General features: G+C 32.3%; 11 protein-coding genes, 1 tRNA gene and 1 rRNA gene. 11 read left to right on the forward strand and 2 right to left on the reverse strand.

The annotated features are described in order from the left end of the window. Positions 1–11: 11 nt before the first annotated feature. The 9 genes from prmA (at position 12) to BM383_RS04535 (ending at position 8,791) form a co-directional block, all read left to right on the forward strand. Positions 12–851, forward strand: coding sequence for a 50S ribosomal protein L11 methyltransferase (gene prmA, locus BM383_RS04495; protein ID WP_093023361.1), 840 nt, complete (start codon positions 12–14; stop codon positions 849–851). Between the two features lie 14 nt (positions 852–865). Further along, positions 866–1,141, forward strand: a complete 276-nt coding sequence (locus BM383_RS04500; protein WP_093023363.1) for an ATP-dependent Clp protease adaptor ClpS — start codon at positions 866–868, stop codon at positions 1,139–1,141. 161 nt (positions 1,142–1,302) lie between these two features. Beyond that, the gene (locus BM383_RS04505; protein WP_093023365.1) at positions 1,303–2,310 is read left to right on the forward strand and encodes a LacI family DNA-binding transcriptional regulator; all 1,008 of its coding nucleotides are present in this window, start codon (positions 1,303–1,305) and stop codon (positions 2,308–2,310) included. Positions 2,311–2,370: 60 nt separating this feature from the next. Then, positions 2,371–2,444: transfer RNA gene (locus BM383_RS04510), tRNA-Arg, on the forward strand. A gap of 306 nt (positions 2,445–2,750) precedes the next feature. After that, a complete protein-coding gene (locus BM383_RS04515; RefSeq protein ID WP_093023366.1) occupies positions 2,751–3,425 on the forward strand; it encodes a TetR/AcrR family transcriptional regulator in 675 nt (224 codons plus the stop codon). Then, positions 3,422–5,071 carry a peptidase domain-containing ABC transporter gene (locus BM383_RS04520; RefSeq protein WP_093023368.1) on the forward strand — a complete coding sequence of 550 codons (1,650 nt, stop codon included), beginning with the start codon at positions 3,422–3,424 and terminating at the stop codon, positions 5,069–5,071. Before BM383_RS04515 ends, BM383_RS04520 begins: the two co-directional genes overlap by 4 nt. A gap of 11 nt (positions 5,072–5,082) precedes the next feature. After that, a complete protein-coding gene (locus tag BM383_RS04525; protein ID WP_093023370.1) occupies positions 5,083–6,444 on the forward strand; it encodes an HlyD family secretion protein in 1,362 nt (453 codons plus the stop codon). Positions 6,445–6,470: 26 nt separating this feature from the next. Then, the gene (locus BM383_RS04530) at positions 6,471–7,862 is read left to right on the forward strand and encodes a TolC family protein (protein ID WP_093023372.1); all 1,392 of its coding nucleotides are present in this window, start codon (positions 6,471–6,473) and stop codon (positions 7,860–7,862) included. A gap of 56 nt (positions 7,863–7,918) precedes the next feature. Next, a complete protein-coding gene (locus BM383_RS04535) occupies positions 7,919–8,791 on the forward strand; it encodes a tetratricopeptide repeat protein (RefSeq protein ID WP_093023374.1) in 873 nt (290 codons plus the stop codon). 64 nt (positions 8,792–8,855) lie between these two features. Here the strand turns inward: BM383_RS04535 and BM383_RS04540 are convergent, their stop codons facing one another. Then, positions 8,856–11,186: a hypothetical protein gene (locus BM383_RS04540; RefSeq protein WP_093023376.1), complete on the reverse strand. Its 2,331-nt coding sequence runs from the start codon at positions 11,184–11,186 to the stop codon at positions 8,856–8,858. A gap of 76 nt (positions 11,187–11,262) precedes the next feature. Next, positions 11,263–11,859: a ribonuclease HII gene (locus tag BM383_RS04545; protein ID WP_093023378.1), complete on the reverse strand. Its 597-nt coding sequence runs from the start codon at positions 11,857–11,859 to the stop codon at positions 11,263–11,265. A 90-nt stretch (positions 11,860–11,949) separates the two neighbouring features. On the opposite strand from BM383_RS04545, the gene BM383_RS04550 reads away from it, so the two are divergent. Together BM383_RS04550 and BM383_RS04555 are read left to right on the forward strand one after the other, a co-directional pair. Beyond that, positions 11,950–13,932 (forward strand): putative porin, encoded by a 1,983-nt coding sequence (locus BM383_RS04550; RefSeq protein ID WP_093023380.1) that lies wholly within the window; start codon positions 11,950–11,952, stop codon positions 13,930–13,932. 689 nt (positions 13,933–14,621) lie between these two features. Beyond that, a 16S ribosomal RNA gene (locus tag BM383_RS04555) occupies positions 14,622–14,780 on the forward strand; the annotation flags it as partial.

Genomic DNA, 14,780 nt, shown 5'->3' on the forward strand with positions numbered 1-14,780 from the left:
AAATAAAATCAATGATCAACGCTTATATAGGATATCATTTCACAGTGGAGCCAAAAGAGCCGGCAGTAGAAATTCTTATTGCTGAATTATCAGAACTAGGTTTTGAAAGTTTTGTAGAAACTGATAAAGGTTTATCGGCCTACATCCAAAAGGAATTTTGGCAAGATGCTATTCTAGCTGATGTATTCGTTTTAAATTCTAATGAATTTCAAATTACATACGAAGTAGAAGAGGTAGAGCAAGTGAATTGGAATGAAGAGTGGGAGAAAAATTTTCATCCTATTAATGTTGATGAAAAGTGTACAGTAAGAGCTCCGTTTCATGAAAAAACGAATGCGGAGTTTGAGATTGTAATTGAACCAAAAATGAGTTTTGGAACAGGTCATCACGAAACTACACACATGATGATTCAGCATCTATTACAGATGGAACTTTCCGGTAAAAAAGTGTTGGATATGGGATGTGGAACAGGTGTTTTGGCCATTTTAGCAGCAATGAAAGGTGCTAAACCTGTGGATGCTATAGATATTGATAATTGGTGTTATTTAAATTCTATAGAAAATTGTGAACGTAATAATGTAGCTTTTATAGATGTTTTTGAAGGAGATGTTTCATTATTAAGCAATAGAAAGCAGACCTATGACGTTATTATAGCAAATATAAATCGAAATATTTTACTTGCAGATATTCCATTGTATACCAAGTGTTTAAATACAGGTGGAGTTTTGCTTTTAAGCGGATTTTATCAAGAAGATCTACCTATTATAACAGAGAAGTGTAATGAAAACGCGTTAAAATTTGTAGAAAATATTGAAAAAAATAATTGGGTTGCAGCAAAATATGTAATTTAGCTAAAAATTTGAAAATGAGTACGCAAGAACAATATTTAGAAGATTTATTACTTGAGGAAGAAGTGAAAAATCAAAATGAGATTGTTCTGTATAATGATGAAGTGAATACGTTTGATCACGTTATCGATACTTTGATAAGAACTTGTGATCACACACCAGAACAAGCAGAACAATGCTCTCTCATAGTTCATTATAACGGAAAATGTACCGTTAAAACTGGTGATTTTGATGACCTAAAACCACGTTGTACATCTATGTTGGAAGCTGGTTTGAGTGCGGAAATTGTTTAAAATGCCTTTGAATTAAATGCTGAAAATATTCGGTTTTATTAATAATATTATTTTATCCTTAGTTAAATATTAATCATTCAATAAAATATCTCCTTTTTTTAATTTAAAATTAAAAATATAAAAATGAAAATTTTTTATATTTAGGTTCTAAAATTAGCTCAATGAACAAACCTATTACTATCAAAGAAATTGCAAGAGATTTGGGAGTTTCGTTTTCAACGGTGTCCAAGTCCTTAAATGACAGCTCGGAAATTAGTGAAAAAACAAAGAAGAAAGTAAAAGAATATGCTGCTCTTCGTGGTTATACCCCCAACCAAATTGCATTGAGTTTGAAAAATAGTGCAACATTTACCATTGGGGTTATTATACCAGATATTCAAAATGCATTTTTTGCATCAGTATTGAAAAATATCGAGATTCATGCTAAAAGTTATGGATATAGAATAGTTACCTTTTTTACCAACGAGAAACTGAAAGAAGAAGAAGAGAGTTTAAAAATTCTTTCAAAAGGGTTGGTAGACGGTTTAATTATTTGCCCTTCTGAAGAAACATTCAAAAAGAGAAAATTTGCCCATTTTGATGCAGTTAAAAATATGAATACTCCAGTATTGGTTTTTGACCGTGTTGATGAGAATTTAGATTTTGACTCTGTTTCTGTGGACGATTTTGGAAGCATCATCAGCGGATTGGATTATCTATACGAAAAAGGTGCAAGAAGTATCTTGTTTGCATCTACCATACCAGCATTAAGTGTAGGGAAGAAGCGTAAGGAAGCTTTTGAGAAATTCTTAAAAGACAATCCAGAAGTAAAAGGAACTATCTTAGAGGATCAAGAAAATGGTGTTTTACAAAACATGCTTTTAGAAGTTTTGAAGACTGAAAAGATTGATGCTGTTTTTGGGATGGATATAGATTCTACAATGCTAGCAAGTGGTGCAATCAGTATGATTGGAAAGGAATTTAAAGAAGAAATCTCATTACTGGGCTACGTAAACAAGCAATACAATCGTTTGGTGTATCCAAAAATTTCCTATATCAATCAGTTTCCTGAAAAAATAGGTCAAATGGCAGTTGATATTATTGTAGACAAGATTAAGATTGGAAATTCAAAAATCTTGAAGAAAGAAGTAATTGAAACCTTTATTGCGATAAAAGACACTTCTAAATAAAATTTTATAAAAACTTTTGTGGTGTAGAATAAAGTTATATATTTGCACCCGCAAAAGCAAGGCCGCGTGGCGCAACTGAATAGCGCATCTGATTACGGCTCAGAAGGTTGCAGGTTTGAATCCTGCCGCGGTCACTAAAAACCTCGAAAACTGAAAAGTTCTCGAGGTTTTTTTATGGAATTATTTTGCATGCATTTCCCGTCTTCCTTTTAATTTTTACAATCAATGTATTCTTTCTGCAACATGAAATTTAAACCTTAATTCTTTAAGACTTGTTCTATGTGTGTTGGCAGAAATTTTTAGTAGAACAAATTATCACTTCTATAAATTGTAACGCTTTTAATTATAATAGAATTAATTTCTAAAATAAATGTTAAACATTTATGATTTAATAGTAATACTATTATTTTTGAGTGTCTGATGTTTGATTTAGAAATGAAATGGAAACAATACCAAGAAACATTCACCTCGTAATTAATGAAAAGTTATTTGTAAAAGATCCTGAAACAACCAATCTAGGTAAAAGAATTTTAGAGCATAGTATTCTTTTGATTGATGAAGTGGGGTTTGAAGCTTTTACATTTAAAAAATTAGGCCAAATCATTGGTTCTAATGAAAGTTCTGTGTATCGCTATTTTGAAAACAAGCATAAATTAATGCTTTATTTGAGCTCATGGTATTGGTCTTGGGTTGAGTATCGTATGATTTTTGCTGTGCATAATATTGAAGATCCATTGGATAAATTGCACAGAGCCATTCGAGTAGTTACAGGAGATGTATTGGATGATGATAGAACTATTTATATCAATGAATCTGTTTTAAATAGAATTATCATTGCCGAGTTTACCAAAACTTTTTTGACTAAAGAGGTGGACGAAGAAAACAAAGAAGGATTTTTCAAAGTTTACAAAAATGTGATCTGCAAACTTTCTGAACTTATGTTGGATGTGAATCCAGAGTATCCTTATGTGAAAAGTTTAGCATCTTCTATAGTAGAAGGAGCATTACACCAACATTATTTGAAAGCACATTTTCAAACAATCACAGACTTTGCAGAAAAAGATAAAGACTTAACCGAATTTTATATTCAAAGTATCAACAAAATATTGCTATGACACCAATTCAGCGTTTTAAAAACCTTCTAAGGGTAGATAAAAAGGATATTTATCAGATTATTTTATATTCAATTCTAGCAGGTATTATTAGTTTGTCCTTGCCACTTGGTATACAATCTATTGTTAATTTTCTTCAAGCAGGGAAAGTGAGTACCTCTTGGGTAGTTCTTGTGATTATTGTAGTAGCGGGAGTTGCAATGGTAGGAACTTTTCGTATCATGCAATACAGAATTACCGAGAATTTACAGCAAAAGATTTTTGTGCGTTCCTCTTTCGAGTTTGCATATAGATTTCCAAAAATAAAATTTAGTAAGCTTTATAACTATTCGCCACCAGAATTGGCCAATCGTTTTTTTGATACACTAAATGTTCAAAAAGGGTTTGCCAAATTATTACTAGATATTTCTGGAGCAGCCTTACAAATTATCTTCGGAATTTTATTGCTATCCTTTTATCATACATTTTTTATTTTCTTCGGAATTTTACTGATAGCTTTATTGTACTTGATATTCAAAGTGAATTTCAATAATGGTTTAAAAACAAGTTTAGAAGAATCTAACTATAAATATAAAGTTGCGCACTGGTTGCAGGAGATTGCAAGAAATCATCTAAGCTTTAAAAACAATCAGCTATTTAATCATTCGCTTGATAAAAACGATGAGCTTGTAAATAGTTACTTGGAACATAGAGAAAGTCACTTTACCATTTTAAGAAGACAGTTTATTCAGTTAACCGGATTTAAAGTTTTAATAACCGCGGGACTTTTAATTATAGGTGGAATTCTTGTTTTAAGTCAGCAAATGAATATAGGGCAATTTGTAGCTGCAGAGATTATTATTTTAACTATTGTTACGGCTGTAGAAAAACTTTTTTCTGGTATCGAGTTGTTTTATGATGTACTTACATCTCTTGAGAAAATAGGTAAAGTCGTAGATATGGATCTTGAAGATCAAAACGGAGCTAGCGATTATAGTTTAGCCGGAGACGATCTCAGTATAGAAGGGGAGAGACTTTCCTACCGTTTTCCTGATCAAGAAAATTTAATCCTGAAAAATATTTCTTTAAAAATAGAACAAGGCGATAAAATAATTATCGAAGGTGAAAACGGATCTGGAAAAACCACATTAATTAGATTGTTAAGCAGGGTTATAGAACCAACAGGAGGAACTATTTTTATAAATAATACCAATTATAAGAAGTATCCAATAGATGAATATAGGTCAAACATAGGAACTATCACCATCAATGATAATGTTTTTGAAGGAACTATTATTGAAAATATGACTTGTAAGAATCCAAATATAGATATTAAACAAGTGAATAAGGTAGTTGAAGTTTTAAGACTTACACCTTACATAAAATCGCTGCCAAACGGTTTGGATACCATCGTACATTCTGAAGGGAAACAATTAAACTCATCGGTAGTTCAAAAAATTCTTTTAGCAAGATGCATTTTATCAAATCCAAAAATCTTGTATTTAGAAGAACCTTTGGAAAAAGTAGATGAAAGTTCGGCTCATGAAATTATAGATTATTTAACGGCTGAAGATAAAACTTGGACGTTAGTAGTGATTTCTAAAAATGAATATTGGAAACAAAAGTGTAACAAAAGATTTCTTCTTGAAGAAGGAGAGTTAAAAGCATAAAACCTTAAGGTATGTTGAATATATCAAACGACAGTATTACAAAGTATTTAGATGTATCTAAGTATAAGTCTACACAAATCTTTGCAGATAATAAGCATTATAAGGTTATAAGAAAAGTAGTTTGGGGCGTAGCCATCATTGTAGTTCTTATTTTGTTTTTGCCATGGACCCAGAATATCAAAGGCTCTGGCTATGTAACTACACTAAAACCAAACCAAAGACCACAAACCATTCATGCTACTATTGCAGGTAGAATAGAAGAGTGGTATGTAAAGGAAGGTGATTATGTGCAGAAAGGAGATACCATTATGTATCTCTCGGAAATTAAAGAATCCTATTTTGATCCTAATTTGGTTGAAAATACAGAAAATCAAATGCGAGCAAAAGAAGGAGCTTTGGCTTCTTACGGAGATAAAGTAAATGCATTGGCTTTACAAATTGAAGCTATTCAAGCAGAAAAAAAGCTAAAATTAAAACAGGCACAAAACAAACTTAGGCAAGCAGAGCTTCAGGTAAAAAGTGATAGTATGGATCTCGAAGCCATTAAAACACAATTAACCATTGCCGAAACACAGTACAATCGAGCTTATAATTTGAATAAAGAAGGTTTAAAACCCATGACATACGTAGAGGAAAAAGGGGTGAAACTTCAACAAATGCAAGCTAAGATTATTACTCAGGAAAATAAATACATAGCTAGTCAAAATAAACTCATCAATGCCGAAGTTGAAATTACTAGATTAACAGCGTACTATGCTGAGAAGTTGGCAAAGGCGAATAGTGATAGACAAACGGCTATAAGTACAAAGTACGATACCGAATCTCAGGTAAGTAAATTGAGAACACAGTATAACAATTACCGTATTAGAAATGGATTTTATTACATTACTGCACCTCAGGACGGTTATGTAAACAGGGCATTAAAATCTGGTATTGGAGAGACTATCAAAGAAGGAACTTCTATTGTAAGTGTGATGCCTGCTAATTTTGAAATTGCTGTAGAAACCTACGTAGATCCATTAAATTTTCCGTTAATACACAATGGGGAAAAGGTTCGTATTTGGTTTGATGGTTGGCCAACAATTGTATTTAGTGGATGGCCGGGAGTGTCCTACGGAACTTTTGGAGGGGTAATTGTAGCCAAAGAAAATTTCATAAGTGACAACGGAAAATATAGAATTTTAATAGCTCCGGATCCCGAAGAAAAGGAATGGCCAAAAAGATTAAGTATTGGTGCAGGTGCTCAAACGCTAGCTTTACTAGATACGGTACCAATTTGGTTTGAACTTTGGAGAACTTTAAATGGTTTCCCACCAAACTTCTATACTCCTGAAACTACAGGTAAAAGCGCAGATACCAAAAAGAAAAAATAAAATCGTATTCGAAAATATTGTACAGTATGCTACAACGAATCATTGTAATGCTACTCCTTTGTTTTGGAGTTTCAAACATAACATTTGCTCAAGAGCTTTCAAATGAATTTACGTTTGAAGAATATTTGGCTCATGTGAAAAAATTTCATCCTCTTGTGAAACAGGCAGATTTAATTCTTTCAAATTCTGAAGCTAAATTATTAAAAGCTCGTGGAGCATTCGATCCAAAAATTCAAGCAGATTTTCTAGAGAAAGACTATCATGATACACAATACTATTCGTTATTTAATGGAACTTTTAAAATTCCAACTTGGTACGGAATAGAAATTAAAGCAGCGTTTGATAATAACGAAGGATATTATTTAAATCCTGAACATAAAACTCCTTATGACGGATTAACATCTTTGGGAATTACTGTTCCTGTTGGTCAAGGTTTATGGATCAATGAGCGTATGGCAGAATTGAAAAAAGGAAAGCTTTATGTACAATTGAGCGAGTATGAAAGATCATTAGCAGCTATTGAAGTATTGTACGATGCTGCAGTTGCTTACATGAACTGGAAACAGAGCTATGAAAAAGTACAGCTTTATGATAGTTTTTTAGATAATGCCGAAGAAAGATTGGTTTGGGTAGGAAAATCAATTGAACTTGGAGAACTACCAAGAATTGATAGTGTAGAGACTGGGATTAATGTAAAGACCCGAAAACTGGAATTGGCCGAGGCAGAATTAAAACTTATTAAAAGTAGGCTTGAACTTTCCAATTATCTTTGGACAGAGAATAATATTCCTGTAGAGTTGGACGAAAATATGGTTCCAGAATATGAATTAGAAGACGCTATTCTAGAAGTTTTGAATATAGATCCGTTGAATATGGAGAATTCTGTGGAAGATCATCCAAAAATCAATGCATTGTCAACAAAGATTCAAATTCAGGAAGTGGATAGAAGGTTGAAAGCAAACGGACTTTTACCAAAATTAGACCTAACTTATAATTATCTTTCAGAACCTAATTATTTCAACGAATTTCAGTGGGATGATTATAAAATAGGAGCAACATTTTCGTTTCCAATCTTTCTGCGAAAGGAACGTGCAGCACTTAAAATGGCTAAGATTAAGTTACAAGACGCACAATACGGGCTACAATTTCAACAGAAGTCTTTGGAAAATAAAATTCTGGCTAAGTACAATGAAATCAATTCCTATAGAGGTCAAATTGTATTAAATTCAGATTTGGTAAACTCCTATCAGCAAATGTTAGACGCTGAAGTTCGCTTGTTTGAGATGGGGGAAAGTTCTATTTTTTATATCAATACACGTGAAAATAAATTGGTTAAGGCCAAAATATCAAACATAGAGCTAAAGAATACCTATTTTGTATCAGCTTTAGATTTATATAAGGCATTGGCAATTCCATAACGGTTGGTTTAAAAAACATCACTATATTTAGCCTTTATTTAAATGATATTATTTATATGAATAAGCTAGTAATTGTTTTTACAACTTTTTTCTTAATAGGTTTCAGTCCGGTTTTTGCTCAGTTGGAAGAGGAACCAAAAATAGAATCGCCTTGGGTTCAAGCAATAGTAGATAGTGCTTATATCGCTGCTGATGCAAATGAGTTAGATAAAGCGTTTCATATTTTATCAAAAGCTATAGACGAACATCCAGAGGAAAAAGACTTGTATTATACACGTGGAAGTTTTTACTATTACATGAGAATGTTTAGTGAAGGAGAAGATGACATTTTAAAAGGTTTAGCTTTGCCGCAAGACGTTACAAGTAAAATTAAGGGTTTGCTTTTGTTGGGAGAAGTCAGGGTGTCATATCGCAATTTTAAAGGAGCTTTTACAGCTTACAAGGAAGCAGAGAAACTAGATCCTAATCATATCGGAGTTTTATCGGATTTGGCAAACGTTTACCTAGAAACCGGTGATAGTAAAAAGGCTATAGAATTAATGGAACGCTGCTTAGAGATCGATAAAAATTTTTCTCTTGCATATACAAATTTGGGTTTCACTTATCAAAAACTAGGGAAGCATAAAAAAGCTTTAGAATATTTTGATAAATCAATTGAGTTAGATCCTGAGGTAGCCTTAACCTATAATAATCGTGGTTATAGTGAGCTTAAGTTAGGTATGTTTGAAGAGGCTTTAATAGATATCAATAAGTCGCTAGAAATGTTTCCTGACAATTCCTATGCTTACCGAAATAGAGCTATTTTGTATTTAGAATTGGATGATAAAGTAAAGGCATGTGAAGATCTTTACCAAGCTCTGGAATTAGATTTTACAGAGCAATATGGTCCTGAAGTTAGAGACTTGTACAAAGAACATTGTAGCGATTAAGAAGAAAAAATTAAATAATATAAACTCGGAGCGACTTCAATAGATGAAGTCGCTTTTTTGTTTTTTAGAATAGAGGAGGTAATTTATAAACTACCAATTCGTTACCACCACTTTTTGCAGTAAGGTAAACGGCTTCTGTTTTTGTATTGATATTCATATCGGCCATTCCTTTAGCGAAAACAGGAAAACCATTAATCATTTCTCCGTTGCTGTCAAGCACAAAAAGTCGATTCGTTTGTTTATCAGTAACGGCTACATAAATTTTTTGATGTAGATAATAGATTTTTGGCTCGGTATAAATACCAAAATCTAGCGTGATATTATGACCTTTAATAGTGAGATTGTTTTCTGATAGCGTAACCAATGTTTGTGTGGTAGCGGTTATTTTATGGTCAGTACTTAGAGGTAATGAAGTTTCCGTGGTTTGCCCATTTTGAGAGACCATTACCAAATTTCCATCGGTATTTGTAGTAGTAAAATGGTTGTTGTACCAGTAAATATCATTTTCAGAGAAATCTATTTTTTCAGAAACAGATACTCTTGTTTCTCCAACACGGTTAATGATATGCATGCGTTGATCATCAGTTTTAAAAACTATATAATCTTTTTTCCCAACTCGAATATGTTTTGGAGTGGAAATAATGGAACCAAGCGTTTTCTTCAATTTGAAACCATTTACTGATTTTCCAGTTTTATCTAACATGTATAATCGATTTTTTTGAGTGATAAGAAATCGGTATTTATGGTTTAGATCATAATCAAAAATTCCAGTAGGGTTGGAAATTTTATCATTAAAATGAATAGGGAAATCACGAATGTTTTTCCCTTCTCTATTAATAATGTAAAAATTATGCTCGGTAGTGAAAGCAAATTGAAGTCTTCCGTTTCCATGAATGTCTATTTGTTCAATGGTTCCTTGTATAGGGCTGTCTAGTTGCTTTTTCCAAAGAATACTCCCATCTAAATTGAGTAAATAAAGTTGATTCTTAGCATCTTGAACAGCTATTTCCAATTCTTTGGTAATGTAATTGGTAACCAATTTTGGATTAGAAGTAATTGGGTTTTCCAATTTGATGCTGTTGAGTTCTCCAATTTCGTCCAAATATTTGGGAGCATCATTTTCTAGCGCCAATAGATTGATGTGCATAAAAGATGCATCAACCACAATCTGTTCAATGGCAAAAGAATAATTTTTAAGATCTTCCGAAATTTTCTTTTGTTCAAGATTGGTTATTGAAAATATAGACGAAGCTTCTGGTAGTCTATTTTTTGCTTTTTTAAAATCGGCTGAATTTTCAAGTGTCTTTCCATTTAAAACAGCATTTATTTCTTGTTCAAGTGTAGATTGATCTTCGGAAAAAAGTAAAGCATCATCAAGTAGCGAGACAAACTTAGGTTTAAAATCTTTCTCAAAAACTTGAAAGAAAGATGAAATTCCTTCGGAATCGGAAACTGAGAAAATCTCTTTATCTCTGTAAGTAGCTACATTGTTAGTTACACAATATTCAAGGGTATTTTCGGGTATTGTTGCAAAAACTGCAGCAACAGTTGTGGTGTCTTTTTTTATAAAACCTATTTCTTCAATGGAACCAGCAAAAACACTATCCACTTTTGGCAGTGATTCCGAATATGTAAAGGATGAAAAAATATAGCTTTTTACATAGGAAAAATTATCGCTGGTAACAGTTGGTGTTCTTGAAATTGCTGGAGTAGAATTTTTTAAGATGTCAAACTTTATTTTTTCTTCATTTTGAGCAACTCCGGAAAGAAGTACCTCTTTGGAGTTAGATTTGATGTCAAATACTTTCCAATTTTCATTTCCCAGTTGCGAATTGAAAAGTTGAAATAAAGTATTTTCTGAATCTTTTTTTACCAATAAATTGGCACTAACATCATTATTTACAATACTGATGAATTTTTTTATAGTTGTATTTTCATTGATGGTATTTAAAAGACTTTGTACTTTGTTTTTAGTCGAGGCGCATAGAAAAATATTGTTTTGGGTAGCAGCAAACCAGTCTGTATTTTTTAATGAGAGCGTTTTTACCTCTTCTGTTTGAAAAGTTGTAAGGTCAATTACGTTGGTGCTGTCTGCCTCAATTTGATTTGGGAAAGTCCATAATATTGTGAAATCATCTTGTTCCTTAACCAAATAGATAGGTGTATAGGAACCTGCAAATTCAAAATTTTTCAAAACAGGAATGCAACCGCTCAATTCAGTATTTTTCAAAAGTTCATTATTTCGTAACTCTCCCAGGAGCGCCGTAACGTCATTAACTTTTACTACATAATCGGCATTATTAGAAATATAATCTGTGACTACTAACTTCTTTTTAGTAGAACTTGAGCAAGCAGTAAATAGAATTGCTACAAAAAATACTAAAATTCGATACATATGGCTAAAATATTTTGAAAATGTAAAGATTGGATTAAGATAATTAAGAACAAAGTTAATGTAAATATTGAAGTGCTTAGACCTCCAATTTTAGTTGTTCTGGTAGAAGGCGAAAACTTTTTCTGTGGTATTTTGTAATGCCATATTTTTCAATTGCTGCGCGGTGTTCTTTTGTGGGATAACCTTTATTTTTCTTCCAGTTGTACATTGGAAATTCTTTATGAATTTCTTCCATGTAGGCGTCCCGGTAGGTTTTGGCCAAAACAGAAGCTGCAGCAATACTCATGTATTTACCATCTCCTTTGACAATACATTCATGCGGAATTTCTAAAAATGGTTTAAACTTATTTCCATCAACAATTATAAATTCTGGTGAGGTATGAAGTTTTTCTAAGGATCGATGCATGCCTAATATCGATGCATTCAATATATTTATTTCATCAATTTCTTCCGGAGAAATGTGAACCACGCCATAGCATAAAGCTTCTTGTTCTATAATAGGTTTTAATAAATTACGTTTGTTTTCAGAAAGTTGCTTAGAATCAGTCAAAATTTCATTTATAAAATTTTCCTTTAAAATTACGGCCGCCGCAGTAACTGGTCCGGCTAGGCAACCTCTACCGGCTTCGTCTGTACCGGCTTCTAATAAACAATGATGATAGGCTTTTAACATGTTGGTATTATGTTTGCAATGCGAATTAACAAAATATAATTAAACTTATATTCGTTTAAAAAATATACTTTTGCCATAAATACAGAAAGAATGAAATACATTTTTGCTATTGTTTTTTTTAGCATTACTACCATAGGTTTCGCACAAATAAATTCTGATTTACAGTTGAATAACGTGAAAACCAAAGGAACATCAAATTTTTACACAAGTGATTCAACCAAAGTGGATACAACCAGCACGGCTGCATGGAAAAATCCAAATAAGATAACAGATTATAAAATGTATACTTTGGAGAACGATACTACCTATGTAGATACTTCTCTAACGATACTTAAGAACTATAAGTTTAATTATCTTCGGGAAGATGATTTTGAGTTACTTCCATTTTCTAATGTAGGTCAAACCTATAATCGATTGAGTTTACATACCAATACAGATCTTTTCCCAGAAATGGGTGAGACAGGAAAATATTTTAGTTATTTTGAAGTGGAGGACGTGAAGTATTATCATGTTCCGACTCCAGTAACGGAATTATTTTTTAAAACAACCTTCAAACAAGGACAATTGTTAGATGCTTCCATTGCTTTTAATACTTCCAAAGAGTGGAGCTTTTATTTAGCATATAAAGGAATGCGCTCATTGGGGCAATATGATAATGTAGATGCTACTTCCGGTAATTTTAGATTTTCATCCAACTATCATTCTAAAAATGATAGGTACGATTTAAAAATGCATTTCGTAGGTCAAAAAATATTCAACCAACAAAATACAGGGATTTTAAATAATGATTATTTCACCTCTGGGGATGAAGATTTTGAAGATAGATCAAGGCTGGAAGTTATTACAGATGACGCTGATAACCGTGTTGTAGGAAAAAGATATTTTCTTCAACAGCAGTATGATCTCGTACATAGTAAAGATAGTACCCATTATAATAGTATCAGTATAGGTAACCGATTTAATTATGAAACGAAATTCTATAGGTATAATCAGGATGAGGCTTCAGATTATTACGGGGATGCTTATTTATCGGATGATTTAGAAGATCGAAGCAAATTACGCGTAATGGAAAATCAGGCATTTGCAAAATGGTCAAATAATATTATTGGAGACTTAGGGTTCAAAGTAATTAATTATAACTACAATTATCTTTTTACGTCGATTACCAATATTGATGGAATCACTATTCCAGGAAATTACCAAGGAAATGAAACAGCCTTGCAAGCTAGTTACGGAAAGAAAATAGGTGGTTTTGATTTGCACGGTTCTTTAGCACAAACAATCGTTGGGGAGTTGGGTGGTACTAAATTCTATGCTGAAACTTCTTATGATTTTGGTGAAGATAATAGTTTATTGGCTTCAGTAAGTGCTAATTCCAAAATGCCGAATTTTAATTATTTAATGTATCAGAGTGATTATTATAATTATAATTGGTACAATGTAGATACTTTTGAAAAGGAAGAGAGTAAATCTCTGAGGGCAGCAATCAAACTGAAAAAGATCGCAAATATAGATTTTGAATATAGTATTCTTAATAATTACACATATTTAGCAGGAGAAAGTTCAGAGGTAGATAATGACTCTATTTCTGTAGTTGCTCCAAAACAGTATGCTGGTACTATAAATTATTTAAAGGTAAAATTGCAGCGAGAGTTCAAAGTAGGAAAGTTTGCTTTGGATAATACTATAATGTATCAACAGGTAGTGCAGGATGATGATATTTTAAATGTACCGCAATTAGTTACTAGAAATACGTTCTATTACGAAACTCCGGTATTCAATAAAGCTCTCTTTATGCAAACTGGCGTTACGTTGAAATATTTCACTAAGTACTATGCAAATAGGTATAACCCGTTGCTTTCAGAATTTTCTATTCAAAATCAAACCAAAATAGGAGAATATCCGCTTTTCGATGTTTTTCTAGATTTTAGAATTCGTCAAACAAGATTCTTTTTTAAAGCAGAACATATAAATACGTTAATAAGTAAAGATTATAACTATTATTCGGCTCCTAATAATCCGTATCGAGATTTTGTTTTCCGTTTTGGGTTGGTTTGGAATTTGTTTAGTTAGTCTATTACTTAGGGTAGAAAACAAAAAACAGTCATCATTTGATGGCTGTTTTTTGTTTTAACGAAGTTCTTTTTAAGGTAATATTCCTATGTTGAAGTAATGAGGACAACCTTTTGATGAATAATCAAACAGGGTTGATAAAAAATATTTCACCCATAAAAGGCTGGTTAGTAGATTGAAGGGTGTTTGTTTTCAAAAAATCTAAATAAAAGTTTGTTGATTGGTTTAAAAAGGTTTTATATTTGCACCCGCTTTGGAAGAAAAGTGGTGTTCATTGAAGAGTTGGTGTTGTGGTTTTTTTTAGGGTTTAGGTCTTAAAAAAAAGAAACTAAAAAAAAACTTCAAAAAAGTTTGTTAGTTTAGAAATAACATCTACTTTTGCACCCGCTTTAAGAAACAAGGCGAGTTCTTTAAAATACAGGTGAGATAAGGGTTTGTGTTTTTTTAATTCATTTTAGGGTTGAAAAAAAACCAAAAAAAAACTTCAAAAAAGTTTTGGAGTTTATAAAATAAACTTCTTATATTTGCACCCGCTTTCGGAGAGAAGGTAAAGATAAAGAAATCAAGTTCATTGAAAATATTGTTAACAGCACGATTTTAAAGAGATTTAAAATCAAAGATTTAAGCAAATCCATTTTGAGTATAAAGAGTTTATGCGCTTCATATAGTTAAAAATTATTTAAGATTTAACGATGAAGAGTTTGATCCTGGCTCAGGATGAACGCTAGCGGCAGGCCTAACACATGCAAGTCGAGGGGTAGAAATAGCTTGCTATTTTGAGACCGGCGCACGGGTGCGTAACGCGTATGCAATCTACCTTATACAGAGGGATAGCCCAGAGAAATTTG

It is taken from the genome of Pustulibacterium marinum, from assembly GCF_900116665.1.
GTDB classification, from domain to species: domain Bacteria; phylum Bacteroidota; class Bacteroidia; order Flavobacteriales; family Flavobacteriaceae; genus Pustulibacterium; species Pustulibacterium marinum.